This is a genomic window from Nannocystis sp. RBIL2 (assembly GCF_026626745.1).
In the GTDB taxonomy this organism is placed as follows: domain Bacteria; phylum Myxococcota_A; class Polyangia; order Nannocystales; family Nannocystaceae; genus Nannocystis.
Genome location: NZ_JAPNJW010000002.1, coordinates 6,086,755 through 6,113,045 on the forward strand (window position 1 = coordinate 6,086,755; position 26,291 = coordinate 6,113,045).

23 protein-coding genes are annotated in these 26,291 nt (G+C 71.4%); 12 read left to right on the top strand and 11 right to left on the bottom strand.

What is annotated here, in order from left to right; all coding sequences use genetic code 11:
- Window positions 1–16: 16 nt before the first annotated feature.
- Complete coding sequence (locus OV090_RS48920) at window positions 17–1,630, bottom strand: heparinase II/III-family protein (RefSeq protein ID WP_267712024.1); 1,614 nt, start codon at window positions 1,628–1,630, stop codon at window positions 17–19.
- On the bottom strand, window positions 1,627–2,898 hold the full coding sequence (wecC, locus tag OV090_RS48925) for a UDP-N-acetyl-D-mannosamine dehydrogenase (protein WP_267712025.1): 1,272 nt from the start codon (window positions 2,896–2,898) through the stop codon (window positions 1,627–1,629). The genes OV090_RS48920 and wecC overlap by 4 nt, the downstream gene beginning before the upstream one ends.
- A 33-nt stretch (window positions 2,899–2,931) precedes the next feature.
- Here wecC and wecB point away from each other — a divergent pair, with 33 nt between their 5' ends.
- The 3 genes from wecB to OV090_RS48940 all read left to right on the top strand — a co-directional run bounded on the left by wecB (window position 2,932) and on the right by OV090_RS48940 (window position 6,676).
- The gene (gene wecB, locus OV090_RS48930; RefSeq protein WP_267712026.1) at window positions 2,932–4,125 is read left to right on the top strand and encodes a UDP-N-acetylglucosamine 2-epimerase (non-hydrolyzing); all 1,194 of its coding nucleotides are present in this window, start codon (window positions 2,932–2,934) and stop codon (window positions 4,123–4,125) included.
- 53 nt (window positions 4,126–4,178) lie between these two features.
- Window positions 4,179–5,651, top strand: coding sequence for an MraY family glycosyltransferase (locus tag OV090_RS48935; RefSeq protein WP_267712027.1), 1,473 nt, complete (start codon window positions 4,179–4,181; stop codon window positions 5,649–5,651).
- A gap of 827 nt (window positions 5,652–6,478) precedes the next feature.
- Complete coding sequence (locus tag OV090_RS48940) at window positions 6,479–6,676, top strand: hypothetical protein (protein WP_267712029.1); 198 nt, start codon at window positions 6,479–6,481, stop codon at window positions 6,674–6,676.
- 211 nt (window positions 6,677–6,887) lie between these two features.
- Here the strand turns inward: OV090_RS48940 and OV090_RS48945 are convergent, their stop codons facing one another.
- On the bottom strand, window positions 6,888–8,453 hold the full coding sequence (locus tag OV090_RS48945) for a hypothetical protein (protein ID WP_267712030.1): 1,566 nt from the start codon (window positions 8,451–8,453) through the stop codon (window positions 6,888–6,890).
- Between the two features lie 220 nt (window positions 8,454–8,673).
- Between OV090_RS48945 and OV090_RS48950 the strand changes: the two genes are divergently transcribed.
- Window positions 8,674–9,750 (top strand): type I glyceraldehyde-3-phosphate dehydrogenase, encoded by a 1,077-nt coding sequence (locus OV090_RS48950; protein ID WP_267712031.1) that lies wholly within the window; start codon window positions 8,674–8,676, stop codon window positions 9,748–9,750.
- Window positions 9,751–9,797: 47 nt separating this feature from the next.
- On the opposite strand, the gene OV090_RS48955 is transcribed toward OV090_RS48950, so the two are convergent.
- Both OV090_RS48955 and OV090_RS48960 read right to left on the bottom strand, forming a co-directional pair.
- Window positions 9,798–9,938 (bottom strand): hypothetical protein, encoded by a 141-nt coding sequence (locus OV090_RS48955; protein ID WP_267712032.1) that lies wholly within the window; start codon window positions 9,936–9,938, stop codon window positions 9,798–9,800.
- Between the two features lie 37 nt (window positions 9,939–9,975).
- Complete coding sequence (locus tag OV090_RS48960; protein WP_267712034.1) at window positions 9,976–10,104, bottom strand: hypothetical protein; 129 nt, start codon at window positions 10,102–10,104, stop codon at window positions 9,976–9,978.
- Between the two features lie 96 nt (window positions 10,105–10,200).
- On the opposite strand from OV090_RS48960, the gene OV090_RS48965 reads away from it, so the two are divergent.
- Both OV090_RS48965 and OV090_RS48970 read left to right on the top strand, forming a co-directional pair.
- Complete coding sequence (locus OV090_RS48965; protein ID WP_267712035.1) at window positions 10,201–10,386, top strand: addiction module protein; 186 nt, start codon at window positions 10,201–10,203, stop codon at window positions 10,384–10,386.
- Between the two features lie 54 nt (window positions 10,387–10,440).
- Window positions 10,441–10,605 carry an addiction module protein gene (locus OV090_RS48970; protein WP_267712036.1) on the top strand — a complete coding sequence of 55 codons (165 nt, stop codon included), beginning with the start codon at window positions 10,441–10,443 and terminating at the stop codon, window positions 10,603–10,605.
- A 161-nt stretch (window positions 10,606–10,766) separates the two neighbouring features.
- Here OV090_RS48970 and OV090_RS48975 read toward each other — a convergent pair whose 3' ends face one another.
- Both OV090_RS48975 and erpA read right to left on the bottom strand, forming a co-directional pair.
- A complete protein-coding gene (locus OV090_RS48975; RefSeq protein ID WP_267712038.1) occupies window positions 10,767–12,161 on the bottom strand; it encodes an FAD-linked oxidase C-terminal domain-containing protein in 1,395 nt (464 codons plus the stop codon).
- A 30-nt stretch (window positions 12,162–12,191) separates the two neighbouring features.
- Window positions 12,192–12,524 carry an iron-sulfur cluster insertion protein ErpA gene (gene erpA, locus OV090_RS48980; RefSeq protein ID WP_346660445.1) on the bottom strand — a complete coding sequence of 111 codons (333 nt, stop codon included), beginning with the start codon at window positions 12,522–12,524 and terminating at the stop codon, window positions 12,192–12,194.
- A gap of 435 nt (window positions 12,525–12,959) precedes the next feature.
- Between erpA and OV090_RS48985 the strand changes: the two genes are divergently transcribed.
- A complete protein-coding gene (locus OV090_RS48985) occupies window positions 12,960–14,507 on the top strand; it encodes a hypothetical protein (protein ID WP_267712040.1) in 1,548 nt (515 codons plus the stop codon).
- A 124-nt stretch (window positions 14,508–14,631) separates the two neighbouring features.
- Here OV090_RS48985 and ligD read toward each other — a convergent pair whose 3' ends face one another.
- Entirely contained in the window at window positions 14,632–15,543 is a 912-nt protein-coding gene (ligD, locus tag OV090_RS48990; RefSeq protein WP_267712041.1) for a non-homologous end-joining DNA ligase, read from the bottom strand.
- A gap of 269 nt (window positions 15,544–15,812) precedes the next feature.
- Between ligD and OV090_RS48995 the strand changes: the two genes are divergently transcribed.
- From OV090_RS48995 to OV090_RS49005, 3 genes are all read left to right on the top strand, one after another.
- Window positions 15,813–16,481 carry a hypothetical protein gene (locus OV090_RS48995; RefSeq protein ID WP_267712042.1) on the top strand — a complete coding sequence of 223 codons (669 nt, stop codon included), beginning with the start codon at window positions 15,813–15,815 and terminating at the stop codon, window positions 16,479–16,481.
- 66 nt (window positions 16,482–16,547) lie between these two features.
- Window positions 16,548–17,555 (top strand): tRNA dihydrouridine(20/20a) synthase DusA, encoded by a 1,008-nt coding sequence (gene dusA / locus OV090_RS49000; protein WP_267712043.1) that lies wholly within the window; start codon window positions 16,548–16,550, stop codon window positions 17,553–17,555.
- A gap of 292 nt (window positions 17,556–17,847) precedes the next feature.
- Window positions 17,848–18,795 (top strand): NAD(P)-dependent alcohol dehydrogenase, encoded by a 948-nt coding sequence (locus OV090_RS49005; protein WP_267712044.1) that lies wholly within the window; start codon window positions 17,848–17,850, stop codon window positions 18,793–18,795.
- Between the two features lie 153 nt (window positions 18,796–18,948).
- Here OV090_RS49005 and OV090_RS49010 read toward each other — a convergent pair whose 3' ends face one another.
- Window positions 18,949–19,623, bottom strand: coding sequence for a TetR/AcrR family transcriptional regulator (locus OV090_RS49010; protein WP_267712046.1), 675 nt, complete (start codon window positions 19,621–19,623; stop codon window positions 18,949–18,951).
- 95 nt (window positions 19,624–19,718) lie between these two features.
- Between OV090_RS49010 and OV090_RS49015 the strand changes: the two genes are divergently transcribed.
- Both OV090_RS49015 and OV090_RS49020 read left to right on the top strand, forming a co-directional pair.
- The gene (locus OV090_RS49015; protein ID WP_267712047.1) at window positions 19,719–21,077 is read left to right on the top strand and encodes an efflux RND transporter periplasmic adaptor subunit; all 1,359 of its coding nucleotides are present in this window, start codon (window positions 19,719–19,721) and stop codon (window positions 21,075–21,077) included.
- A gap of 9 nt (window positions 21,078–21,086) precedes the next feature.
- Complete coding sequence (locus OV090_RS49020; RefSeq protein WP_267712048.1) at window positions 21,087–24,236, top strand: efflux RND transporter permease subunit; 3,150 nt, start codon at window positions 21,087–21,089, stop codon at window positions 24,234–24,236.
- Window positions 24,237–24,297: 61 nt separating this feature from the next.
- On the opposite strand, the gene OV090_RS49025 is transcribed toward OV090_RS49020, so the two are convergent.
- The gene (locus OV090_RS49025) at window positions 24,298–25,011 is read right to left on the bottom strand and encodes a hypothetical protein (RefSeq protein ID WP_267712050.1); all 714 of its coding nucleotides are present in this window, start codon (window positions 25,009–25,011) and stop codon (window positions 24,298–24,300) included.
- A 288-nt stretch (window positions 25,012–25,299) separates the two neighbouring features.
- Window positions 25,300–26,019 (bottom strand): hypothetical protein, encoded by a 720-nt coding sequence (locus OV090_RS49030; RefSeq protein ID WP_267712051.1) that lies wholly within the window; start codon window positions 26,017–26,019, stop codon window positions 25,300–25,302.
- Window positions 26,020–26,291 lie beyond the last annotated feature (272 nt).

The following is a 26,291-nucleotide window of genomic DNA, read 5'->3' on the forward strand; positions in this document are numbered from 1 at the left end:
GCGCGAGGCGTCGGGCTCAGGGCAGGAGCTCGAAGGCGATCTCGAGGCCGGCGGGACCCGCCGGGAGGGCGAGGCAGTGACGCGGCGCCGGGCTCGACATGGCGGTCCAGCCAGGGGCGGCGGTGGTCTGCCAGCGCAGGTCGGCGGGACCGCGCACCGCGAAGCGCCGACCGCCGGGGGTACGCACACGGACCTCGGGGCCGTCGACCGCGAGGTCGCAGGTCTGCGGGAGGTGGACCCGCATGGTCGCAGGGACAGGTTCGCCGTGGTCGGGGAGGACGCGATCGAGGCAGCGGAGGACGCGGCCGTCCCAGCTCAGGCGGCGGTGGTGGACCGCCGGCGAGCGGAAGCCGCGGACGCCGGCCGAGATCTCGGATGTCCCGAAGGACAGGTCGACGAGCTCGGCCCGGCCGCCGATCCGGTGGCTGGCCCAAAGTTCATGTTGGTCGCGATCGCCGGGGCCGACCGTGACGGTGTTGTGGGCGCGGGTGCTGCGGGCGTAGTCCCGCTCGGGGCCGACCTCGTAGGTGCCGACGCCGGCGTCGACGACCACCCGCTCGCCGCCGAGCGACAGCTCGAAGCCGAGCCAGTCGCCGTGGATGTGGCCGACCTGCTGCGGCATGCCGAGGCCGCCGGCGTTCCACAGCAAGGTCCACGGGCCCCACGCGCGGCGGAACAGGCCGGAGGCGGGGGCGTTGTAATCTGTCCCCTGGGACAGGCTCGTGCCGCAGCGGGTGGCGAGCGCGGCGGGGGTGACGAGGCCGCGCTGGCTGTCGCCGAACAGGGCGACGTCGCCGTCGGGGTGGGTGAAGGCGGGCAGGACGGCGAGCATGCGCGCGAGGTTGTCGCGCAGCCGCTGGGCGGCCCGCGGATCGGCGCGCTCGGGGCCGAGGGCGACCACGCCGGCGAGCTGCTCGGCGAGCAGGCAATGATAGGAGGGGGTGCGCTCGCGGTGGAAGCCGTCGAGCGCGAGCTGCTCGCTGGTGACTGCCGCGAACCGGCCGACCGCGGGCGCGAGCAGGTGGGCGCGCGGGCCGTCGAGGACCAGCGCGCCGGCGGCCAGCGCGGCGAGGTCGGTCCACAGGTGATTGCCGTCGAGGTGGTGCTCGAGGTGGCGCTCGAGGTGCCGCAATTGCCCGGCGAGCGAGGCGAGCAGGCGTCGCCGCGTCATGCCGTCGAGCTCGTCGATATGTCCCGAGAGCCAGCCGAGCCAGTGCAGCGAGCGCACGGCCGTCGGGTACGGCTCCCAGCCGATGCCCTCGGTGTGGTTGACGATCCAGTGGTCGATCGTCGCCAGCGCCAGCGCGGGCGTGAGCCGCTGCAGCCAGCCGTGGTAATGCAGGGTGTAGAGGTAGAGCGGGCCGACCGGCGGAGCCCAGCCGGCGCGCAGCGGGTCATGCGGCGGCTGTCCCAAGAGACAGACTCCGTCCGGGCCCGGCTCGCCCTCGGGCGTGGGCGCGGGCATGCGAGCGAGCAGGCCGGTGACGCCCTCGAGGCTGGTGGCCTTGGGTCGGCGCGCGGGGCCGCCGAGGCGCCTGCGCAGCTGGTAGGCGATCTGCCGCGGAGGCAGGTGCGACGCCGTGCGGAAAAGCGTCCCGGGGCCGTGACGGAAGATCCGGGAGGTGGTCATACGCGCTTGTGTTCGGCGCCGGCCAGGAGGCCGACCGCGTCGACGACCATGACGCGGAGCAGGTCGGCGGAGCGCAGGCGGCGGAAGTCGCGGTGAGCCACGAGGATGACCAGGATGTCGGCCCGCGCGAGCGCGTCGTCGAGCGAGACCAGCGGGCAGCCGGCGATCGGCGAGCCGTGGAGGTGCGGCTCGACCAGCAGCACCTCGCCGAGCCCCTCGCGGTGGACGGCCTCGGCGATGTGCAGCGCCGGGCTCTCGCGCAGGTCGTCGATGTCTGGCTTGTAGGACAGGCCGAGGAGGGCGATCGTCGGCGCGCGCAGCTTGCCGGAGAGGCGGCGGATCTGGCCCAGGATGCGCTCGGGGCGGCCGTCGTTGACCTGGCGTGCGGCCTGGATCAGCGGCGTGTGCTCCGGCGCGCTGGCGGCGATGAACCACGGATCGACCGCGATGCAGTGCCCGCCCACGCCCGGTCCGGGGCGCAAGATCTGGACCCGCGGGTGGCGGTTGGCCAGCCGGATCACCTCCCACACGTCGAGGCTCAAGTGAGCGCTGACGTTGGCGAGCTCGTTGGCGTAGGCGACGTTCACGTCGCGGTAGGCGTTCTCGGCCAGCTTGGTGAACTCGGCCACCTCGGCGCTGGTGCGGTGGACCTCGGCGCGCACGAAGCCCTCGTAGAAGGTGGCGCAGCGGTCGGTGCAGGCGTCGGTGAGGCCGCCGACGATGCGCTCGTTCTCGACGACCTCGCGCAGGACGGCGCCGGGCAGCACGCGCTCGGGGGCGTGGGCGAGGAACAGATCCTTGCCGACGACAAGTCCGCTCTGGCGCAGGATCGGGGCGACGAGGTCGCGCAGGGTGCCGGGCGGGACAGTCGATTCGAGGACGACGAGGTTGCCGGGCCGCAACACCGGCACGAGGGCGCGGCTGGCGGCCTCGACCGCGGCGAGGTCGGGACGGTGGTCGGAGGTGATCGGTGTGGGTACACAGATCAAAAAAGTGCGCGCGAGGACGGGCTCGGCGACGGCGCGCAGGGTGCCGGCGAGGACGGCGGCGCGCACGAGGGCGTCGAGCTCGGGCTCGACGATGTGGATCCGCCCGGCGTTGATAGTGTCGAGGATGTCGCGCCGGAGGTCGAAGCCGGCGACGCGACGACCGCGCGTGGCGAGGACGGCGGCGGTGGGTAGGCCGACGTAGCCGAGGCCGACGACACAGACATCGAGATCGAGCGCGGCCTCGCTCTCGGATTGAGGTTGGTTAAGTGAAATGGTCACCGGCTTTTCGGGCATGCTATCTGGGTCGCGCCGATGCCGTCCACTGGGCCCCGGATCCTCATCGTTCTTGGCACTCGCCCCGAGGTGATCAAATTGGCGCCGGTGGAGCGCGCGCTGCGGCAGCACACCGACTGGCAGGTGTCGCTCTGTTGCACCGGGCAACACCGCGAGCTGGTGCCGCCGATCTTGCAGACATTCGGGCTGCAGTGCGAGGTCGAGCTGAGCGCGATGACGCCGGCGCAGTCGCTGTCGAGCCTGATGGCGCGCCTGCTCGACGGGATCGATCCCGTGCTCGACGCCCTGCGGTTCGACTGGGTGGTGGTCCAAGGCGACACCACCACCGCTCTGGCCGGCGCCCTCGCGGCCTTTCATCGCCGGATCCCCGTCGCCCACGTCGAGGCCGGCCTGCGCACCCTCGATCTCACCGCGCCGTTCCCCGAAGAGGCCAACCGCCAGCTCATCGCTCGCCTCGCCAGCCTCCACCTCGCCCCCACGCCCGCGGCCCGCGAGGCGCTACTCAGCGAGGGGGTGGCGCCGGAGTCGATCGAGGTCACCGGCAACACGGTGGTCGACGCGCTGCGCTGGGCCTCCAGCCGCCTGCCGCTCGAGGGGGCCCCGGCGCCCGAGCTGGTGCGCTTCGCCAAGGGCCGGCCGTTCGTGCTGGTCACCGGCCACCGCCGCGAGAGCTTCGCCGGCGGCCTCGCGGCGGTGTGCACCGGCCTCGCCACGCTGGCGCGCGCCTATCCGGGGGTCGACTTCGTGTACCCGGTCCACCTCAACCCGGCGGTGCAATCGGCGGCGCGCGGGCTGCTCGGCGGGCTCGGCAACGTCTTCTTGCTCGAGCCGCTCGAGTACATGTCGGCGGTGTGGCTGCTCAAGCGCTGCATGTTCGTGATCACCGATTCGGGCGGGCTCCAGGAGGAGGCGCCGGAGTTCGGAAAGCCGGTGCTGGTGACCCGCACGGCGACGGAGCGCATGGAGGGAGTGGCGGCCGGTTGCGCGGTGCTGGTCGGCTATGACACCGATCTGCTGGTGACCACTGCGCGGCGCTGGCTCGACGACCCGGCCGCGTACGCGGCAGTCTGCCCGCGCAAGAACCCGTACGGCGACGGTCGCGCGGCTTCGCGCTGCGTGGCGGCGCTGCGCCGACGCCTGGGCTTGCCGGCGGCGTCGGTGACGCCGTGGCCGGAGGCCCGGATCGAGCGAGCTGCGACCGACATGAGGTAGGATCGGCGGGTGAACGTCGGCGCACGTGGACGCGGGATTTCCGGGGGGTCCCCGTGAGCGCCGCGACGTGGGTGCTGTGGATCGCCGGGCTCGTGGCGTTCGTGCTGGTGGCGGTGGCGATGCCGTGGGCGATTCGTGGCTGGCGCGCGCTGGGCCGCTCGGACCGCGAGATCAGCCTGCGCAAGGTCCATCAGGGCGAGATCGCGCGGGTCGGCGGATTCGTGATGATGGTGGGCATCGGCGCGGTGGCGTTCCGCGGCCTGGTCGGCACGAGCGAGCTGTCGCTCGTGCACGAATGGCTGTCGCGCAATCCGCTGAGCGGGGCGCTGCTCGGGGCGCTGCTGTGCGGGCTCGTCGGGCTCTACGACGACCTGGTCGGTGCGCGCGCGCGGGTGAAGCTGGCGCTGCAATTGTTCGCGGCCGGGGTGGCGGTGTTCGCCGTCGGCCTGCGCTGGCCGGCGATGGCGGAGCTGCTCGGCCCGCTGGCGGCGATCGAGCCGGTGATCACGCTCGGGTTCTTGGTGGCGTCGGTCAACGCGATCAACCTCAGCGACGGGCTCGACGGGCTGGCCGGCGGCAACACTGCGATCGGCTTCGGCGTGGTGCTGGCGGCGACGCTGCTGCACCCGCAGCCCGACCTCGCGCTCGGGTGGGTCAGCGCGGCGTCGCTGGGCGGCGTGCTCGGGTTCCTGGTCCACAACCGCCACCCGGCGCGCGTGTTCATGGGCGACGCCGGCAGCTACTTCCTCGGCTTCCTGCTGCCGGCGCTGCTGCTGCAGATCGCGCCGGTGCCGGAGCGGGTGGCGATCATCGACGTGTCGCTGCCGCTGCTGGTGCTGGCGCTGCCGCTGCTCGACATGGGGCTGTCGATCGCGCGCCGGGCCGCGCGCGGCCAGCCGATCTTCGCGCCGGACAGCGATCACATCCACCACCGCCTGCTGGCCCGCGGCTTCACCCACGGCCGCGGGGTGGTGGTGCTGTGGCTGACGACGGGGATGTTCGCCGGGCTGGCGCTGCTCAACGTGATCGGCGTCGGCGGCTGGTGGACTTTGACGGGCGCCGGGGTGGGGCTCCTGGTAGTCGCGGGGCTGCTCGGGTACCACGAGCTGCTGCGCCACCTGCCGGCGTTCACCGGCGATCGATTGGTGCTGCGCGACCGCCGGCGCGCGGTCGTCGAGCTGCTGGCCGACTTTGATCGCCTGTCCGAAGAGACAAGGCGAAAGGGACATGTCTTCCAGGACACAGAGGACCCGGCGCTGGCGCGGTGGGTCGGGATTGCGCCGTCGCTGCTGCCGATCCTCAGCCGCATCGGGGTGCCGGGGTTCGAGCTGCGGCGCGGGACGGCGACCGCCGTGAAGTGCGGCGACGATTCGCAGGCGTGGGGCTTCCTCAGCCTGCCGCTGCCGCAAGGAGCGGAGCTGCGGCTGGCGCTGGTGGCCCGCCTGCCGGAGCTGCAGCCGGAGCAGCTGGTGCTGCTCGAGCGCGTCGTGGGGCTGCTGGCCGACCAGTCGCCCTCGCGGCGTTAGGCGCGAGCCTGCGATCGTAATCGCGAGCACACGCCGGGACGTCGAGACGGCGTCGGCGTGGGCGATGAAGCGATGTTCGCCGCGGCAGTCCGGGCTGGCTGGGCCGGTTAACCGCGTTGCGGCGGCGACGCCTCGAATCGTGGCGCCCGTCATATCGAAGCCGTGGCCCGCTCGCGGAGTCGATGCACACTTGGTGTGTCGCGCTGCGACGTAAGGAGATATCGGGGCCATGCTGTTCAATCACACGACCATCTTATTCGCCAGTATCATGCTCACCGTACCGTTCATCGAGGAAGGCTGCCCGTGCGACCCGGGCGACGCCCACGACGATGACGACGATGACGACGACGACGACGACTGAGCTCGGCTTCTGACCGACGATGGAGGGTCGCCCGCGGGACGTTCCGCGCGCGTCTGCCCAGTGCTCCGGCGTCGCTGCGCCGATGAAATCTTCATACTGCGCGCGCCCGCGAGGACGAATGGTTTCGCTCTCGCCGGGCGCGTCGACGTCGCGACATCAAGCGCTGCGAAGCCGAACGCTTTCGGTCACGCCAGCACATCGACGTCGCGACATTCTTCGAATCAGGTCTCGAGACGAGAGCGTCGCCTTCTCGTCGCGAACGAGCGCGTCGTCGTGGGTCGCTGCCCGAGGGTCGCCGGGTGCCCGAGGCGGTCGGGTGCGAACCGGCGGCTTCACGCTGCCTGCGCAAGCGATGGGGGATGAAGACCTCTGCAGTAAAATAGCTCCGTGCTGGACCGGGGAACTCCGGATTTGCGGGCGGCTTGGCCGCGACCGGGGCGCTCGTCTATAGTCCAGCCAGGTTCTCATGAAGTGGGTCGAAGTCAGGCACGAAGGAGACGGCAACCGCGGCGCCGCGTACGTAGCCGAAGTACCCGGCGGCGTGCTCGTGCGGACGGTGACGCACCTGATCCTCCACACCGGCCTGTACGTGTCGGAGGCGCTCGCGTTCGTGCCGAACGTCGGCCTCGCCGACTTCGAGCGCAAGCCGAAGGACGAAGACTAGGCCGCGCTGCCGCCGCGGCTGACGCGGCTGACGCGGCTGACGCGGCTGTTGCTTCCTGACCCGCAGGTGGGGCGCGGGCGACCTCGCAGGCGCGGGAGGCCAGGCGCTTCGGCAGCTGAAGCAGTCTCGGCGTAGCGGAGGCAGGCGCTCGCTTGCGGCGACCGCGAGCTCGAGTCCGCGGAGGCTCGTCGTGAGGCTGTGTGCTCGCGGCTCAGTTGCGCTTGCGGCGATCGACCTCGAGCTCGGGGCCGCGGACGGTGGCGAAGTAGCGGTCGGGCTTTCGCTGCAGGACCATGAGGGTGGGGTCGCGATCGGCGTCGAGGCCGAGGGCGCCGGTGACCAGCAGGGACTGGGATGTGGTCTGGAGCAGCGGCTTCAGGCGTTCGGGGCTGACGGCGAGCACGGCGGACAGCAGGTCGTCGGCGGAGCTCTTGGCCGGCTCGCCCTCGCCCGCGGCCTTGGCCCAGCGCTGGATGACGGGCAGCGGCTCGGGGCCGATGACGACGAGGAGGCCGCCGGCGCGCTCGTCGGCGGCGAGGGCCACGCGCAGACGGCCCTTGTCGTCGAGCAGCGGCTTGCCGACGGCGGGCACGTGGCGCGAGACGCCGTCGACGGTGAGCAGGTAGACCGTCGGGTTGTCGCCGACCTTCTTGAAGCTGGCCCCGGGGACATCCGCGAACATGCGCGCGAGGCTGAGGTTGTCGACCAGAGTGCGCAGACAGCCGACGAGGTCGCGATAACCCGCGGCCGGGTCGTCGGCGCCGAGGCCGAGGCGCAGGTGTCGGGCCGGGCCGGTGCCGAGCAGGACGCGGCCGTTCCAGCGGCGCAGCGCCTTCGCGGCCTGGGCGACCAGCGGGTCGAGCATCAGCTTGGCGGCGAACCCGGCCCGGTCGACGCCCGCGTTCATCTGCTTGATCGCGTCGGCCACGGCCTTCTTGTGGCCGGGCCAGCGCGTGCTGACGCCGGCCGCCAGCTCGGGCACCTCGAGCATGCCGGTCAAGGCGCCGTTGGCGAGGTCGGGCGAGGTCGGGAGCGGCTTGCCGGGCGCCTCGAGCACGTGGACGTCGAGCGAGTGCAGACCCTGACCGGCGGCGGCGACCCGCGCGTAGGGGAACTCGGGCATGACGGCGCGCGCGCGCGTGTCGGCGAGGGTGAACCACAGCGGGCGTGAGCCGTAGGTCGCGGGCAACTGACGGCTGGTGGCCAGGCCCTGCAAGGTGGCGGCGAACACGAGGTTGTTCGTCTGTCCGTCGAGCCAGGCGAGCCGCGGCGCGGGCGGCTGGCCGTCGGCCGGGGTGCTGTCGCCGGCGGGCGCGGGCAGCTGCACGGCCCCGAAGTCGCCGACCGACTCGAGGCCCTTCAGCGCGTCGGCCACGGCCGAGCCGGGTCGCACGGGCAGGACGACGATGTCCTCGCCGGCGACGTGGACCCCGGCCCACGGCCGGTCGCCGACGACCTGCGGCGAGAGCTTGTCAGCGAGCTCGGCCGGGGCCTGCATGCGCAGCACGAACTCGGCGAAGGTCGGCAGCGCGGGCACCTCGGGCAGGTAAGCGTCGACGCCGGCGAGGACCTCGGCGGGCCGGGCGATGAAGGCCCCGGCATCTGGCATTTGGGACAGCTGGTGTGGCGCCGGCAGGGCCGGGCCCTCCGGCGTGCGGGCGCGCGGCGGGGCGCCGGTGGCGGTGGAGGGGACGCGCTGCGGGGCCTTCTTGCAGCCCGGTGCGGCCAGGACGGTGGCAGTGACGAGGGCGGCGGCGAGGGCGACGTGGCGAGGCATGGAGCGTGCGTACCGTAGCAGGTGGGCGCGCTGGACGCATGCGCGGGCTCACGGCTTCACTGCGAGGGCGCGATCGCGGGACGAGAATTCTCAGGGGCGAGCGGGTGTGACGAGAATCCTCGTCGGCGCGGACGAGCGGACGTCGCGGGGCGCGGACACGGTCGCGGACAGGCGCGCGGCATTGCGAGGGCGGGGGGGTTGCCCTATCCTCCGCCGCGTCATGACGATCCGCCTGGGAATCAACGGAATGGGCCGCATCGGGCGGCTCGTGCTTCGACATGCGCTCGCGCGGAGCGCCGACTTCGCTGGCTCGGGGGCCGTGCGCAAGGGGCCGGCGATGCAAGTGGTCGCCGCCAACGACCTCGCCGACGCCGACGAGCTGGCCTACCTGCTCGGCCACGACTCGGTGCATCGCTACCAGCTGCCGAAGGCCCGCGCGGAGGGCGGCGCGCTGCACGTCGGCGACGGCTCGATCTCCCTGTTCAAGGAGCGCGATCCGAGCAAGATCCCCTGGGCCGACCACGGCGTCGACATCGTCATCGAGGCGACCGGCAAGTTCACCACCGGCGAGCAGATGGCCGGCCACCGCGCCAACGCGAACGGGCCGTCGCACGTCATCCTCGCCGCGCCCGGCAAGAACGTCGACAAGACCCTGGTCGTCGGCGTCAACGAGGAGTCGTTCGACCCGGCGAAGGACCGCCTGGTGTCCAACGCGAGCTGCACCACCAACGCGCTGACGCCGGTGCTCGCGGTGCTCGACCGCGTGTTCGGGGTCAAGTGGGGCCTGGTCGGCACGACGCACGCGTACACGGCCGGTCAGGGCCTGGTCGACGGCCTCGCCGGCAAGGACCTTCGCCGCGGTCGCGCGGCGCCGATCAACATCGTGCCGACATCGACCGGCGCGGCCAAGGCCATCTCCGAGGTGCTGCCCAACCTCAAGGGCAAGTGCGACGGCACGGCCGTGCGCGTGCCGGTGGTCGACGGGTCGCTCTACGACGTGGTCTGCCAGCTCGAGGGCGAGCCGGCCCTGGCCCGCGTGATCGAGGCGCTGCGCGAGGCGGCCGCCACCGAGGCGCTCCGCGGGGTGCTCGACGTCCGCAAGGAGGCGCTGGTGTCGAGCGACATCCTCGGCGACCCGCACTCGAGCATCGTCGACGTCGACGCGTGCATGGGCCTCGGCGCGCTGGTGAAGATCGTCGGCTGGTACGACAACGAATGGGGCTACTCGGGCCGCGTGCTCGACCTCGCGGCGATCGCCAGCAACTGGATCGTCGCCAATCGCGGCAGCAAGAGCTGAGCCGCGGTGAGCAGCAGGAGGGCTCCGTCTCGCCGAGGCGGAGCCCTTCAGCGCGCCGTGAATCGCAGGCGCCGCGGGTCCTGGCGCTGGTCGGCGATTCCGAGGACGAGGACGTGGTCCTGAGCGGCGGTATAAAAGATCGCCAGGAAAACCGGGGATGGATGATACGTCGGACGTTCGCGCGCCACGGCGGATAGGCGAGCGGGAAGTCCCGGATCTGCCGGATCAGTCGTTCGCCAGGTCGAGCTGAAGCCGGCGAAGATGCGTTCCGTGCGGATGCAAGTTGTCCTGGAATGCATAGAGCGCAGACAGATCGGGGAGGGCGAAGTGCGACAGGCGCACCGGCAGCGACATGCGGCGAGGATAGCGGCAGGCGGTGATCGTGCGCAGTTTCGCGCAAAATCGCGTAGGCGCCGGCCACGAGGGCGAAGCCGTGGTATGAAGAGAGCGATGGGAGCGCCCACCAAGCCCGCGGAGAGCCTCGTCGAACCGGAGCCGAGCGAAGCGGAGCTCGCGGAGATCGAGGCCGCCTGGGAGGCCGAGGTGTTGTGGCGCGCCAAGGAGCACGAGGAAGGGCGCGCGGAGTCCATCCCGTGGGAGCAGGTGCGGGCGCAGATGTTCGGCAAGCGCAGCTAGTTCGGCGCAGCGCGACGCGGACCTCAGACGACCATGGCTGCGCCGAGAAGACGCGTGAGAAGCCTGGTCGAGCCCGAGCCTGGCGAGAATGAGCTCGCGGAGAGCGAGGCCGCCTGGGAAGAAGAGGTGCTGCGGATCGCCAAGGAGCACGAGGAAGGGCGCGCGGAGTCCATCCCGTGGGAGCAGGTGCGGGCGCAGATGTTCGGCGAGCGCAGCTAAGTTGTCGTGCGATTCGAGCGCGGTGCTCCACAGGGTGCTGCGTTATTTTCTGTCCCGAAGGACAGGCCGTGAAGGCTGGAGCTCGGTCTCGCTGACAAGCCGGGAATGGCGAGATTGGCTGCCCCCGGGGCGAGACAGCGACCGCGGCCGTTTCTCGCGCCTCAGGCCGGCGGGAATACCTTGCCCGGATTCAGAATGTTCTGCGGGTCCCAGGCGCGCTTGAGGGCGAGCTGGAGGGCGCGGAGCTCGGGCGGCTGCTCGAGCGGCATGTAGGGGCGCTTGCTGAGGCCGATGCCGTGTTCGCCGGAGAGGGTGCCGCCGAGGGCGATGGTGGCGGCGAACAGGTCGGCGACGCAGCGATCGACGCGTTCGCCGATGTCGCTGCTGGCCTTTGGGTCATACAAGAAATTGACGTGGAGGTTGCCGTCGCCGGCGTGGCCGAAGCTGGCGACGTCGACGCGGTGACGCGCGCCGATCTCCCGGGCCGCGGCGGCGAGGTCGGGCAGGCGCGCCAGCGGGACCGCCACGTCCTCGCTGATCTTCTTCGGCCAGTGGGCGCGCAGGGTGTGGCTGAGGGCGCGGCGGACGTCCCACAGGGCATCGCGCGTGGCGGCGTCGGTGGCCTGCGCGACGGCCAGCGCCCCGGCCTCGCGGCACAGGTCGGCGGCGCGCAGCAAGGCGCGGTCGAGGCCGGCGCCGTCGCCGTCGAGCTCGACCCACAGCAGCGCGCGCGCCCCGGGCGGCAGCTCGACGGCCAGGGTGCCGCTGCGCGCCAGCAATTCGGTACATGTCCGATCGGCCAGCTCGAGCGCGGCCGGGGCGACCCCGCCGGTGAGGCAGCGGTGGACCGCGTCGCAGGCGGCGGCCTCGTCGGCGAACGAGGCCAGCAAGGTGACTGCGAACGGCGGGCGCGGGATGAGGCGCAGGACGCAGCGCGTGATGAGGCCGAGGGTGCCCTCGGAGCCGACCAGCAGACCGGCGAGGTTGTAGCCGGTGACGCCCTTGATCGAGCGATGGCCAACCTCGTGGCTGAGGCCGGTGCCGTCGACGACGTCGAGGCCGAGGACGAAGTTGCCGGTGACGCCGTACTTGCACGCCCGCGGGCCGCCGGCGTTGGTGGCGACGTTGCCGCCGACGCTGCAGATCTTCAGGCTCGCGGGATCGGGCGGGTAGAACAGGCCGCGCGCCTCGACGGCGCGGTGGAGCTCGCCGGTGAGGACGCCGGGCTCGACGATCGCCAGCATGCTGCGCTCGTCGATGTCGACGATCGAGCGCAGGCCGCCGAGGTCGAGGACGACGCCGCCGTGATCGGCGAGGCAGCCGCCGACTGTGCCGGTGCCTGCGCCGCGCGGGCTCAGCGGGACGCCGAGCGCGTGGCACAGGCGGACCAGCGGGGCGACCTCGGCGCGCTCGCGCGGGCGCACGACCAGGCCCGGCATGAACGGGCCCTCGGCGCCGTCGTCGCGGGCGTAGGGCTCACGGTCGCGGACGACGATGTCGGCGCCGAGCTCGGCGCAGATCCGCTCGTGCAGCGCGGCGAGGTCGAGGACGGCCATGGTCCACGATGCGCGGGTGGATGCGCCGCGCTAGACGGAGAACGAGCTGCCGCAGCCGCAGGAGCCGGTGGTGTTGGGGTTGTTGAACTTGAACCCCGCCCCCTGCAGGCCCTCGACGTAGTCGACGCTGGTGCCCATCAGGTACATGAAGCTCATCTGATCGCAGACGAGCTTGACGCCCTGGCTCTCGAAGTGGTTGTCGCCTTCGACGGGCTCGTCGAAGTAGAGGTCGTATTGAAAGCCGGCGCAGCCGCCGCCCATGACCTTGACGCGCAGGGCGTAGGTGCTCTCGATCGCCTCGGTCTCGCGGATCTCGCGAATCTTCGCGGCGGCGGTCTCGGTGACCTCGAGGGCGCCCGTCATCTGCGGGTCGTGGGCTTCGTGCTGGGTCGGCGTCGCGGGCGCGGTCTCGGTGGCTGCAGACATCAGGGCTCCCAAAGTTGACGTTCGGGTAGGATGGTGCGCTGGGCCGTGCGGGTCAAGTCTGCGGTCCTGCAAGGTCGGGTGCGGCAGGCCACGTGACCGCGAGTTCGTCGCTCGCCGCAGAAGGCTCGGGTGTCGCCATTGCGGCCGTGTTCGCGGGCGCTGCTGCGCGCTTTCCGGAGCCTGCACGCGAGTCGCTCTGCGTGGCGCTGGGCGAGGCGGTGGCAAGTAAAGCGAAATCCTTCACCCGCGCTGCGTGGCCAGGTGAGAATGGGCGGCAGGGCGGTGTTTGACAGCGACGGCGACCTTCCCCTACCGTGGCGATGCGGCAGTTTTGCCGCAGCCGCACGAAGTCGGCCGGAGCACGGAGAACGCATGCGACGAACCCACGCCACCACCCTCACGCTCCTCTCGTTCGCGCTGGTCGCGGGCGCGCTTCCCGCCTGCGGCGAGGGCCGCCAGGAGATGCTCGAGCGCGAGATGGAGTACGCGAAGGCGGGCCGCAAGGAGGACAAGGGGGTCCCGATCCCGGAGATCCCGCCGGACGAGACGCGGGAGGCGCTGCGGCCGCTGCTGACCCAGATCTACTCGAACACCGAGCGCCTGCCCGACGTGACCGAGGGCGACGTCGAGCCGACTGACGGCCGCGACTACGTGCTGCAGCCGGGCGTGCTGGCGGTGGTGACGGTCAAGAAGGGCCTCACCAAGGCCGAGAAGGCGCGGGCGATCATCCTCGGGGTGGCCGAGGCCGACGCGTGGACGTTCCGCAAGAACGCGCGCAAGGAGTTCGCGCTGCAGGTCGAGAAGCTCAAGTACAGCTTCGGCGACGAGACGAAGGCGAAGGTGCTCGACGCGTATCCCCACCTCAAGCTGCTGAGCTTCTTCGGCTCGCCCGAGGCCGACAAGGCGCTCGGCGAGCTGTCCGGCGACGCCAAGACCGCGGCCGAGGCGATGCGCAAGGAGTACACCGAGGGCAAGCAGGACATCTGGAAGAAGTGGATGGGCGTCAAGATGTACGCCCGCCGCCTCGTCAGCCAGGACGAGCCGTTCCGCAGCGTGCTGAAGAAGATCGCCAAGGACTTCGGCCAGGAGGAAGTGCCGCCGAAGCCGTTCAAGGAGTCGGTCGACGCGCCGTTCAAGGCCTGGGCCGAGGCGATCGAGAAGGACGAGAAGCTGCTGACGGTGCTCACCAACTACAAGGAGCTGCGCGACCGCGTCGACTTCCTCGGCGAGGCGCACACTCTGTGGGCGATCGAGGGCTCGGAGCTGGTGCCCGAGCGGGCCAAGGGCGTCGTCATCGACAAGAAGATCGGCTACGGCTTCTTCCGCGAGGACCTCGGCGGCGGCTACAACGACCTCGTGTTCGTGTTCAGCAAGAAGCTCGGCGGCAACGAGCTCAAGCGGGCGTTCCTCCACTCGTTCCTGTTCCGCCAGCTGCTCACCGATTTCCAGCTGCTGTCGACCGCCGGCACCGACTTCGCCAAGCGCGGCCCGGACGGCCAGCTCGACATCGGCACCGCGACGGTGCCCGACAAGTACGACCCGCTGTACGCCAGCTGCGGCGGGACGGCGGCGCTCGAGACGATGCTGTACAGCTTCAACAACGAGTTCGCGCTGCTGAGCGGGGTGCCGTCGAAGGTCAAGGACTCCGAGGCGGCCCTCAAGGTGGCCCACAAGTGCATCGTCGACGGGGCCGCCGGCGACATCAAGATCCCCGCCAAGAGCGACGAGTTCGACACCGAAGGCCCCGCGCCGGCGTCGCGCCTGGCCCTGTTCCAGATGCTCGCCCGCTTCGAGAACATCAAGGTCAACACGGCCGTCCTCGCCGGCGACCAGCGCACCGCCGAGGACGACGCGATCGACGACGGCGAGAAGCTGCTCAAGCAGCTCAAGGCCGAGGCCGACGCGAAGAAGAAGGACTAGCTGTCCCGCGGGACAGGTCGCTCCGGAGAGCGCGCGAGACCTCGCCCCGGCGGGGTCTCGGCAATTGAAGCTGGTGATTGTCCACGCATGTCCCGAAGGACATGTGGATGGATGATGGTTTTTATCAGAGATTCGCGAGGGCTTCGGCGGCGTCGGCGAGCGAGCGGGCGTGGCTGTGGATGTCGCGCCACAGGTCGCCTACGTCCCACAGGCGCTCGCGGACGTTGCGGACGTGCCAGCGGCGGGCGTCGAGCTCGGGGTCGTCGAGCTCGTCCCAGCCGATCGGGACGGCCACGGGGGCGCAGGGGAGGGCGCGGGCGCTGTACGGGGCGACGGTGGTCTGGGCCTGGCCGTTGCGCAGGTAGTCGACGAACACCCGGTCGCCGCGCTTCTTCTTGTTGATGTCCATGGTGAAGCGCGCCGGGTCGGTGGCGACCAGGTACTGCGCGACCTTGCGGGCGAACTCGCTGACGCCGTCGCAGTCGAGCTCGCGGTGGATCGGCGCGACCACGTGGAGGCCGCGCGAGCCGGTGGTCTTGACGAACGGGACCAGGCCGAGGGCCGGGAACAGGTCGCGCAGCAGGCGGGCGCCGTGGCGGACCTTGGCGAAGTCGTCGTCGCTCGGGTCGAGGTCGATGATCACCATGTCCGGCCGGTCGAGGCTGTCCCGGTGGACGTGACAGGTGTGGAACACCAGGCAGTTCTGGCTGGCGAGGAAGACCAGCGCGGGGGCGTTGTCGGCCACGGCGTAGACGGTCTCGCCGCTGTGGCTGGCGAGGGTGAGGCGGTGGACGTAGGCCGGGAAGTGCTCCTGCGCGGCCTTTTGAAAGTAGCCGCGGGCGGCGATGCCGGACGGGAAGCAGTGCAGGGTCAGCGGCCGGCCGGTCAGGTGCGGGACCATGAAGGGGGCGACGTCGCGGTAGTACGTGACGAGGTCGCCCTTGCCGATCTGCTCGTCAGGGTAGAGCAGCTTGTTCGGGTGCGTGACCTCGATGCTCTCGCCGTCGACCTCGATTGTGGTGATGCCCTTGGCCACGCGCCCGCTCCCCCGTGAGGGCCGCATGCTGCCTCGAGCGGGCCGGCGACGCCACGCGCGCAGGCGCGCTCGCCGGGGCGCGGATGCGCGCGTGGGCGCGGACCTGGCGGATCGAGCAGGTGCCGTCATCGGACCCCAGGGTAGCGGTCTTATCAATGGTCTTTGAAACATGTCGCGAGGGACATGTCGTAGGGGCGCGGCGGCCGGCCCGCTGCCGGCGTGAGCGCGGCGTCACTGGCGGTCTGCGCGATTGCGCTACCTTTGCGGGCATGCGGCACATCGTCCTGATCCCGTGGGTCGCCGTCGCGGCGGCCGGGTGCAACTACGAGAGCGGCGGAGGGACCGCGCACGCGACGGACTCGGCGGCGGTGATGAACGACGCCGAGGCGACTATCGGCGCGACGACCGGCGACGGGACGAGCACCACGCTCGGGGCGACGGGCTCGGCGACGGGGGCGACGACGGAGGTGGCGGTGAGCTATTGCCACGGCTTCCAGGCCGCGGCCGAGGCGCCGTTTCTGTCGCTGTACATCGTCGGCGGCGAGGTGCTGACCGACGGCGCGGCGTGGCCGATCGAGTGCAGCGAGGGGCGGTGGATGTTCGGGCTCTATCCGTCGCTGGGCGGCTGGGACCCGCACGCAGATCAGGTGCGGTTCACGGTCGAGGTCGACGTCGAGGGCTACGAGCTCGACAGCGCGGGCCACTTCTACAGCGACGAGGTCGACTATCACATCGGCTGCGACAACCCGTGGGCCGGGCTCATCGGGGTCGCGCCGGTGTACCTGCCCGAGGGCGTGGGCGACCCGGGGCAGCTCGACGGCAAGCCGGCGAAGGTGCTCGTGACCGTGCTCGCGGGCGACATGGAGCTGCGCGCCGAGGCGTCGGTGACGCTGTCGGCGCCGCCGGACGTGCTGCTGCAGGGCTGCACGTCCCCGTGAGGGGTTGACGCGGCCGGCGCGATCGGTCATCCCACCCCGGTGTCGACGGCGGGCAAGCGAGGTCTCGTGCGCGCGCTCAGCGTGGCGCCGATGATGGAGTGGACCGACCGCCACTTCCGCTGGCTGGTGCGCCAGATCAGCCGGCGCGCGCTGCTCTACACCGAGATGGTGACGACGGGCGCGGCGCTGCACGGGGAGCGGGAGATCGTGCTCGGCTTCGACGCGTCGGAGGGGCCGCTGGCGCTCCAGCTCGGCGGCGACGACCCACAGGCGCTGGCCGAGTGCGCGCGGATCGCCGAGGGCATGGGCTACGACGAGGTCAACCTCAACGTCGGCTGCCCCAGCGACCGCGTGCAGGGCGGGAACTTCGGGGCATGTCTTATGAGACAGCCGAGCCGCGTGGCCGCGTGCGTGGCGGCGATGCGCGCGGCGGTGTCGCTGCCGGTGACTGTGAAGCACCGGATCGGCATCGACGGGCGCGAGCGCTACGAGGACATGCTCGAGTTCGTCGACGCGGTGGCGGCGGAGGGCTGCGACCGCTTCACGGTGCACGCGCGGATCGCCATCCTCGCCGGGCTCTCGCCCAAGGAGAATCGCACGGTGCCGCCGCTGCGCTACCCCGAGGTGTACCGGCTCAAGGCCGAGCGGCCGGGGCTCGTCGTCGAGATCAACGGCGGGGTGCGCTCGCTCGACGCGGCGGCGGAGCACATGCGCGCGGGGGTCGACGCGGTGATGATCGGCCGCGCGGCTTATGAAGATCCGTACTGCTTCGCCGAGGTCGACCGCCGGTTCTTCGGCGAGACCGAGGCGCCGCCGAGCCGCTTCGAGGTGGCCCGCCGCTACGGCGAGCACGCCGACGCGCACCTGCGGGCGTACCCGCGGCGCAAGGCGTCTGCCGTGCTGCGGCACGTGCTGGGGCTGTTCACCGGCCAGCCGGGGGCGCGCGAGTTCAGGCGGATCCTCAGCGAGACCCGCGACGAGCGGCCGCCCAGCGTGCGCATGGAGGCGGCGCTCACGGCGGTGCGGCGGGCGCACGAGCGGATCGCCGAGCACCGCGCGGCCGCCGGGTCGTGAAAAAGACGGTGCGATCTTGAGGGCATGTCCTTCAAGACATTGTCCCAAAGACATGTTCTTTGGGGCATAAGACTCTTGGGGTGCGTCGGCCTCGAGGCCGATGCTCTCGGGGGCCGGATCGCCAGGGCGATCGCATGTCTTGAAGGGCATGTCTGGAGAGACATGCCGCGGGTAGCGAAGGACCGCTGGTGGCGGGGACCGGTTGCGGCTACCATCCGCAGGTGCTGCGTCGGGGCCCGTCCGTCAGGTCATGCGCTCACCCGTTCATGCGGGAGGTCGGGTGATGCGGGCGATGGCGCAGCGGAGCTGGGCTCAGGGCGAGCCGCTGGTGTCGATGGAGCTGCCGACGCCGGCGCCGCGGCGCGGGGAGCTGGTGGTGCAGGTGCAGGCGATCGGGGTCAACCCGGTCGACTGGAAGATGCGCACGCGCGGGCCGCTGCGGCTGGCGGCGCGGCTCGTCGGGCCGAGGCCGCCGGTGGTGTTCGGGGTCGACTTCGCGGGGGTGGTGACTGCGATCGGTGAGGGGGCGCGGGTGCGGGTCGGCGAGCGCGTGGTCGGCGGGACCAACTTCGCTCGCAAGCAGCGCGGCAGCTACGCCGACACCGTGGTGGTCCGCGACGATCAGGTGGCGGTGTTGCCCGGCGGATTCGACATGGTGGTCGGGGGGGCGCTGCCGGTCGCGGGCGTGACTGCCTATATGTGCGTGGTCGAGGTCGGGCGGCTGCAGGCGGGCCGGCGGGCGCTGGTGCTCGGGGCCTCCGGCGGGGTCGGGCAGCTCGCGGTCCAGTTCGCGCGGTACGTCGGCGGCAGCGCGGTCGGGGTGTGTTCGACGCGCAACGTCGAGCTGGTGCGCTCGCTCGGGGCCGCGGCGGTGATCGACTATACGAAGGGCGATCCGCTGGACCAGGCGCGCGCGCACGGGCCGTTTCACCTGGTCGTCGATTGCGCCGGCGGCTACGCGGGTGCGGCTTGTCGCGCGCTGCTCGAGCGGGGCGGGCGGCACGTGATGATCGCCAACGAGTCGGTGGGCGAGACGCTGAACGTGCTGGTGCCGCCGTTTGCTTCGAAAAGCGTGCTCGGACGGCCGACGCGGCCGCGGCTCGAGGCGGTGGTCGCGGCGGTGGCGAGCGGGGCGGTGAAGGTCCGCGTCGAGGCGACCTTGCCGCTGGCGCAGGCGGAGCAGGCGCTGGAGCGCAGCCGCGGCGGGCGGCTGACGGGCAAGCTGGTGCTGCTGCCGTGAGGCGCTGAGACCGTCGCGCCAGAACGGCGCGTGCTGTCCTCGGGGACATGTGACAGGCGGCTGCGACTGTCCTCGGGGACAGGTCATGCGCACCGACGTCCGGCGTGTTTCTATGCTGTCCTCGGGGTCATGTCCTCCGGGACAGGCGTCGAGTCAGGCCTGGTGTTCCGGCGCGGCGGCCGGCTGCGGGGCGCCGTAGGCGGCGAGGAACACGTGGACGGCGCGCTGGACGGTGGCGACGATGGCGGGCTCGAGCGGGTCGGGGAGGACGCCGAACTGCGAGCGGACCGCGAGGTCGCCCTTGCACAGGAGGAAGAACTGGACCCCGGCGGCGTGGACGTCGGGGAGGTCGAGGGCGCCGAGGTCGTGCCAGCGGCGCAGGTACTCGGCCATGGCCGCGTGCATCGCCGCGGGGCCGCGCTCGAACAGCAGCGCGCCGAGCTCGGGGAAGCGATCGATCTCGGCCGAGGTGTTGCGGTAGAGCGCGACGATCGCGGGTGCGAGGACCAGCGACACCAGGTGCTCGCCGACCGCCTGGAGCGCCGGGGCGATCTCTCCGTCCGGTTCGCTGCGCAGCAATTTGCAGCGAAGTGCGTCGCGCAGCTCGTCGGCCTCCTCCGAGAAGCAGGCGACAAACAGGGTCTTCTTGTCGTTGAAGTGGTTATAGACGGTCGCCTTCGACACCCCTGCGCGGGATGCGACCTGGTCGACGCTGGCCCGCTCGAAGCCCATCTCGGCGAACACTTCGCGCGCGCCGGCCAGGATCTGGCGCCGCTTGGGGGAGTGCTCCAAACCGCACGGGCGCACCGACTTGTCGGGGTGAGTCATCGAACACGATTAAACTGAACGGTACAGTCTTGACCGTCAAGCACCCGCGGAGCATTGTTTGGAACGTCGCGGTCGACGCCGCGCAAATTCGCTCCATGCTCGCGTCCCGGCTCTTCCCCCTGGTCTTGCTCGCGCTCGTGGCCTGCGGCTCGCCCGGGTCGGCAGCGGCCCCGAAGTCGGCCCCGGGGCCGGTCGAGGTCGCAGTGCTGACGCTGGCCCCCACCCCCGTGACCCTGACCCGCGAGCTGCCGGGGCGGGTTTCAGCGCTGCGCGTCGCCGAGGTGCGGGCGCGGGTCAGCGGGGTCGTCGAGAAGCGGCTGTTCGACGAGGGCAGCGACGTGAAGGAGGGCCAGGCGCTGTACCGCATCGAGGCGGCGCCGTACCAGGCCAGCCTGAAGTCGGCCCAGGCCAGCTTGCGGCGGGCCCAGTCGGGCCTGTCCTCGGCGCAGGACATCGCCAAGCGCGACGAAGAATTGATGAGCGTCGCCGGGGCGGTCAGCGCCGAGACTGCGGAGCGCTCGGCGGCGTCGCTGCACTCGGTCGAGGCCGACATCGCGGCCGGCAAGGCGGCGGTGCAGACGGCCAAGATCAACCTCGGCTACACGACCGTGACCGCGCCGGTGAGCGGGCGGATCGGCCGCTCCGTGGTGACGGAGGGCGCGTTCGTGCAGGCGTCGCCGGCGACGCTGATGGCGACCATCCAGCAGATGGACAAGGTCTACGTCGACGTGACGCAGTCGACGACCGAGCTGCAGCGGCTGCGCCGCGAGCTCGAGAGCGACAAGCTGCGCCCGGCCGGAGCGGCGACGACGGTGACGCTGCTGCTCGAGGACGGCAGCAAGTACGCCGAGACGGGCTCGCTCGAGTTCACGGACGTCACGGTGGAGCCGGGGACCGGCTCGGTGGTGCTGCGCGCGGTGTTCCCCAACCCGCGCGGAGAGCTGCTGCCGGGCATGTTCGTGCGGGCCCGCATCGACCAGGGCGAGGACCCGGCGGCCCTGCTGGTGCCGCAGCGCGCGGTGACCCGCGACACCCGCGGGCAAGCGTGGGCGATGGTGGTCGGCGCGGAGAACAAGGTCGAGCGGCGCAAGCTGGTCGCCGATCGCGTGGTCGGCAACGCCTGGCGCGTGACGTCGGGGCTGTTCGCCGGCGAGCAAGTGATCGTCGACGGGTTGCAGAAGATCCGCCCGGGCGCGCAGGTCACGACGGTGGCCGCGGCGCCCGAAGAAGTGGCGGGCCCCGGCGGTGCGCCGCCCGAGGCGGTGGCCGGGTCGGCCGACGCGAAGAACGAGCCCGCGAGCGAGGGCAAGGCGGCGACGCCGGCCGCCGCGAGCGAGGGCAAGGCGGCGGGCGAGCAGGCGGCGAGCGAGGGCAAGGCGGCGGGCGAGCAGGCCGCGACGCCGGCCGCTGCGAGCGAGGGCAAGGCCGCGGCCGGGTCCGCCGGCAAGCAATAGGAGTCGCGCGTGTCCAGGTTCTTCATCGATCGGCCGATCTTCGCCATCGTCCTGGCGATCCTCGTCGTGCTCGTCGGCGGGCTGGCGATCGTGTCCTTGCCGATCGCGCAGTACCCCGCGATCGCGCCGCCGACGATCTCGGTGAGCGCGAGTTATCCGGGCGGCTCGGCCAAGACGCTCGAGGACACGGTCACGCAGGTCATCGAGCAGCGCATGGTCGGCCTCGACGGGCTGCGCTTCGTGTCGTCGTCGAGCGACGCGACCGGCTCGGCCCAGCTCACCCTGACTTTCGAGCCGGGCACCGACCCCGACATCGCCCAGGTGCAGGTGCAGAACAAGCTGCAGCTGGCGATGCCGCAGCTGCCGCAGGAGGTCCAGCGCCAGGGCGTGCGCGTCGTCAAGTCGGCCAGCAACTTCCTGCTGATCGCCGGCTTCGTGTCGATGGACGGCAGCATGACCCGCAACGACATCGCCGACTACGTGGTGTCGGCGCTGCAGGACCCGATCAGCCGCGTCCCCGGCGTCGGCGACGTGCAGGCGTTCGGCTCGCAGTACGCGATGCGGGTGTGGCTGAACCCCGACAAGCTGATCTCGTACAAGATGACGCCGCTCGACGTGACCGCGGCGATCCAGGCCCAGAACGCGCAGGTGTCGGCCGGGCAGTTCGGCGGCCTGCCGCAGGTCAAGGGCCAGCAGCTCAACGCGACGATCACGGCGCAGACGCGCCTGCAGACGGCGGAGGAGTTCGGGGCGATCTTCTTGCGCGTCAACCCCGACGGCTCGCAGGTGCGGCTGCGCGACGTGGCCCGCGTCGAGCTCGCGGGCGAGAGCTTCGACGTCGAGAGCTTTTACAACGGCAAGCCGACGGCGGCGATGGGCATCCGCCTGGCGGTGGGGGCCAACGCGCTCAACACCGCCGACGCGATCCGGGCCCGCCTCGGCGAGCTCGAGGCCTTCTTTCCGCCGGGGCTCAAGACGGTCTATCCGGTCGACACCACCCCGTTCGTGAAGATCTCGATCCGCGAGGTCATCAAGACGCTGGCCGAGGCCATCGTGCTGGTGTTCGCGGTGATGTACCTGTTCCTGCAGAGCTTCCGCGCGACGCTGATCCCGACGCTGGCGGTGCCGGTGGTGTTGATGGGCACGTTCGCGGTGCTGGCGGCGTTCGGCTACAGCATCAACACCCTGACGATGTTCGGCATGGTGCTGGCGATCGGCCTGCTGGTCGACGACGCGATCGTGGTGGTCGAGAACGTCGAGCGCATCATGCACGACACCGGCCTCGATCCGCGCGAGGCGACGCGGCGGTCGATGGACCAGATCACGGGGGCGCTGATCGGCATCGCGCTGGTGCTGGCGACGGTGTTCATCCCGATGGCGTTCTTCGCCGGCTCGGTCGGCACCATCTATCGCCAGTTCTCGATCACCATCGTGTCCTCGATGGCGCTGTCGGTCGCGGTGGCGCTGACGCTGACGCCGGCCCTGTGCGCGACGCTGCTGAAGCCCGGGCACGGGCCGGCCACGCGCGGCTTCTTCGGCATGTTCAACCGCGGCTACGAGCGCACCAGCGGGCTCTACCACCGCGGCCTGGCCTGGCTGCTGCGCTGGCGCAAGACGGCGATGCTGGGGTTTTTGGCGCTGACTGCCGGGGTCGGGCTCGGCTTCATGCGCATGCCGACCGGCTTCTTGCCGGAGGAGGACCAGGGCTCGATCACGGTGCAGGTGCTGCTGCCGCCGGGCTCGACGATGGAGCGCACGCGGGTGATCATGGCCCAGCTCAGCGACTACTTCCTGCAGCAGGAGGGTGACGCGGTCGAGTCGGTGCTGTCGATCTCCGGCTTCGGCTTCAGCGGCCGCGGCCAGAACTCGGGGCTCGCGTTCATCCGCCTGCGCGACTGGAAGGAGCGCGAGAAGCCGGAGCTGAAGGCCAGCGCGGTGTCGAAGCGGGCCTCGATGGCGTTCAGCAAGATCAAGGAGGCGACGGTGTTCGCGTTCGTGCCGCCGGCGATCTCCGAGCTCGGCAACGCGACCGGCTTCCAGCTGCAGCTGCAGGACCGCGCGGGGCTCGGCCACGAGGCCTTGATGGCGGCGCGCGACCAATTGCTCGACCTGGCGACGAAGGAGCCGTCGCTGACGAAGGTGCGCCAGGGCGGGCTCGACGACACGCCGCAGTACAAGATCGACGTCGACCGCGAGAAGGCGGCGGCGCTCGGCGTCGCCCTGTCCGACATCAACGCGACGCTGGCCGCGACGTGGGGCGGGGTCTACGTCAACGACTTCCTCGACCTCGGGCGCACCAAGCGGGTGTACATGCAAGGCGACGCGCCGTACCGCATGCAGCCCGACGACATCAGCCGCTGGTACGTGCGCAACAGGAACGGGGAGATGGTGCCGTTCTCGGCGTTCGCCAGCGGCAACTGGACCTACGGCTCGCCCAAGCTCGACCGCTTCGGCGGCTACCCGACGATCCTCATCCAGGGCGAGGCGGCGCCGGGCTTCAGCTCGGGCGACGCGATGGCCACGCTCGAGCGGCTGATGACGCAGATGCCGACCGGCATCGGTCACGAGTGGTCGGGCCTGTCGTACGAGGAGCGGATGTCGGGCGCCGGGGCGATGATGCTGTACGCGCTGTCGCTCCTGGTGGTGTTCCTGTGCCTCGCCGCGCTGTACGAGAGCTGGTCGATCCCGATCGCCGTGCTCCTCGGCGTCCCGCTCGGGGTCGGCGGCGCGGTGTCGACGACGCTGCTGTTCGGATTCGCCAACGACGTCTACTTCCAGGTCGGCCTGCTGACGACGATCGGCCTGTCGGCCAAGAACGCGATCCTCATCGTCGAGTTCGCCAAGGAGCTGCGCGAGCACGGCAAGAGCGGGGTCGAGGCCGCGCTCGAGGCCGCCCGCGAGCGCCTGCGACCGATCTTGATGACCTCGCTGGCGTTCGGCCTCGGCGTGCTGCCGCTCGCGCTGTCGGCCGGGGCCGGCGCCGGGGCGCAGAACGCCATCGGCGTGGCGGTGCTCGGCGGCGTCACCACCGGCACGTTCCTCGGCATCATCATGGTGCCGGTGTTCTACGTGGTGGTCGCCCGCCGCGACCCGCCGCCGCGCACGGTCGCGCAGGTGCCGGCGCCCGTGAAGGAGCCGGTGCATTCGGACATGGTGTGAGGGGCATGTCCGTGAGGACATGCCTTCGAGGACAGGCTGAACCTGAACCCGTGCCGCGGCCTCACGCGCTTTCGCAGGCGAGGTCGAGCGCGGCCTTGAGGTCGTCGCAGCCGGCCTGCATCTCGAACTCGGGGCACGGCAGGTCGATGAGGCAGGCGTACCACTCCTCGTAGGCTGAGCCGCAAGGAGCGCCGTAGTAGTAGGCGTGGGCGTTGACGTATTGCTGGCAGTGGCCGGCGGCGTCGATGGGCAACGGCATGCCGTAGCACTCTTCACTCTTGGCGGCGAACGCGACGCAGCCCGCGCTCGCTTCGGGCCAGCATTGCTGGAGGGCGGTGTAGTCGGCCTCGCAGGCGTCCGAGAGGCACGGGCTGTTCTCGAGGCACTCGAAGAGGGCGTCCTGGATGGCGAGGCAGGTGGGGCCGTAGATCGCCTCGACACGCGTGCGCACCACGGCACAATAGGCGTACACCTCGGTCACCGGGGTGAGGGAGTCGGGGTTGCACTCGACGTGGTAGGCGGCATAGGCGGCGCAGGCCGGGTGGACGCCGCTCGTCTCGCTCGCGTCGCCGGTGGTGGGGCCGGTGGTGGGCTCGCCGGTCGTGCTGGTCGTGGCGGTCGAGGTGCCGTCGGTGGTGCCGGTGGTCGAGTTCGTGGTGCCGTCGGTCGGGTCGGCGGTGCCGTCGCTGGTGTCGCCGCCCTTCGGCCCGCAGGCGATCGGCATGGTGCCGAGCGAGAACAGGAAGGCGAGGCTGCGGTACGCCGAGGGCTCCATGACGGCGCAATGTATCGCGTCCCGCGCGGCGGATGCGGGGCGCGCTGCGCGGGCGGAGCCGCGATGAGCGGTGCGGCCGGCAGGGGTCGCCGGGCGACAGCGGACTTGCGGTTCTGTCTGAAGAGACAGGTCGAGCGAGGCGCGCGATGCGGGCGCGGTAACTGCCGGTCAAGGGCGGGCGAGACGTCGAGGCGCCGCGGCCGAGGCCGCGAGGCGAGCGGCGCATGTCGCCGTCAGGACGGAGGACCCGCGGCGGGTGCTCGCGGCTCGCGGCTCACCGCTGCCGCTCTACGGCATGCCACCGCAGTCGGTGACGATCTTCGCCTCCTGGACGTCGCAACCGCTGCCCATCTCGAACTCGGGGCACGGCAGGGCGGTGAGGCAGGCGAAGTACTCCTCGAGCGCCGCGCCGCACGCCGGGCCGAGGTCGTAGATCTGGTTGTTGATATAAGCCTGGCACGCGCCAGCGGCGTAGCTGGGCGCCGGTTGGTCGTAGCATTCGGCTTCCTTGGCGGCGTACGCGACGCAGGTGGCGCCGGCCTCCGGCTGGCACTGGTTGGAGACCTCGAGCACTGCGTCGCACGCCGACAAATCGTCGCACGGGTTGGCCAGCAGGCACTCGTAGACAGCGTCGTGCGCGGAGAGGCAGAACGCGCCGTAGACCGCCTCGACCCGGGTTCGTATCATCGCGCAGTAGGCGAAGTACTTGGCTTGCATCTGCGCGGCCTCGGGGTCGCACTTGATCAGGTAATCGACGTACGCCTGGCAGGCCTGGTCGGCGCTGTCGGTGTCGGTGGTGTCGGCGGTGGTGGTCGTGCTGCCGGAGGTCGGCTCGCCGGAGGTCGGCTCGCCGGAGGTCGTGGCCGGCGTGCCGTCGGTGGTGCCGGTGGACGGATCGGTGCCGCCGGTGCTGCCGTCGGTGGTGTCGCCGTCCTTGGGGCCGCAGGCGATCGGCAAGGTCCCGAACGAGAACAGGAAGGCCAGGCTGCGATAGGCGGAAGGATCCATAGACTCACAACGTATCGCGTCTCCGCGTGCATCGGGGGCCCTGAGCGCCGGTGCGGCCGGAAGGGCTCGCGCGGGGTCGCTGGGCGACAGTGAGGATGAATCGTGGTTTCAGCTCAATAGGTGCATGACTGAAGAGACGAGTCCTGCGGCTCACTCCGGCCACGGGGCCGACGCGAGGACGCCGAGGGGCCCGGCGCGGTGGCGACCCGCGCGGCGAGCGGGGCACGGGCGACGAGTCGCGCAGCGATGCGGCGGCGCTGGTGCGGCCCGGG

Bases quoted from the DNA above. Each gene is read 5' to 3' on its own strand.
- OV090_RS48920 (WP_267712024.1), bottom strand. From the start codon at position 1,630: ATGACCACCTCCCGGATCTTCCGTCACGGCCCCGGGACGCTTTTCCGC.
- wecB (WP_267712026.1), top strand. From the start codon at position 2,932: ATGCCGTCCACTGGGCCCCGGATCCTCATCGTTCTTGGCACTCGCCCC.
- OV090_RS48940 (WP_267712029.1), top strand. From the start codon at position 6,479: ATGAAGTGGGTCGAAGTCAGGCACGAAGGAGACGGCAACCGCGGCGCC.
- OV090_RS48945 (WP_267712030.1), bottom strand. From the start codon at position 8,453: ATGCCTCGCCACGTCGCCCTCGCCGCCGCCCTCGTCACTGCCACCGTC.
- OV090_RS48950 (WP_267712031.1), top strand. From the start codon at position 8,674: ATGACGATCCGCCTGGGAATCAACGGAATGGGCCGCATCGGGCGGCTC.
- OV090_RS48960 (WP_267712034.1), bottom strand. From the start codon at position 10,104: ATGTCGCTGCCGGTGCGCCTGTCGCACTTCGCCCTCCCCGATCTGTCT.
- OV090_RS48965 (WP_267712035.1), top strand. From the start codon at position 10,201: ATGGGAGCGCCCACCAAGCCCGCGGAGAGCCTCGTCGAACCGGAGCCG.
- OV090_RS48975 (WP_267712038.1), bottom strand. From the start codon at position 12,161: ATGGCCGTCCTCGACCTCGCCGCGCTGCACGAGCGGATCTGCGCCGAG.
- erpA (WP_346660445.1), bottom strand. From the start codon at position 12,524: ATGACGGGCGCCCTCGAGGTCACCGAGACCGCCGCCGCGAAGATTCGC.
- OV090_RS48985 (WP_267712040.1), top strand. From the start codon at position 12,960: ATGCGACGAACCCACGCCACCACCCTCACGCTCCTCTCGTTCGCGCTG.
- OV090_RS48995 (WP_267712042.1), top strand. From the start codon at position 15,813: ATGCGGCACATCGTCCTGATCCCGTGGGTCGCCGTCGCGGCGGCCGGG.
- OV090_RS49005 (WP_267712044.1), top strand. From the start codon at position 17,848: ATGGCGCAGCGGAGCTGGGCTCAGGGCGAGCCGCTGGTGTCGATGGAG.
- OV090_RS49010 (WP_267712046.1), bottom strand. From the start codon at position 19,623: ATGACTCACCCCGACAAGTCGGTGCGCCCGTGCGGTTTGGAGCACTCC.
- OV090_RS49015 (WP_267712047.1), top strand. From the start codon at position 19,719: ATGCTCGCGTCCCGGCTCTTCCCCCTGGTCTTGCTCGCGCTCGTGGCC.
- OV090_RS49025 (WP_267712050.1), bottom strand. From the start codon at position 25,011: ATGGAGCCCTCGGCGTACCGCAGCCTCGCCTTCCTGTTCTCGCTCGGC.
- OV090_RS49030 (WP_267712051.1), bottom strand. From the start codon at position 26,019: ATGGATCCTTCCGCCTATCGCAGCCTGGCCTTCCTGTTCTCGTTCGGG.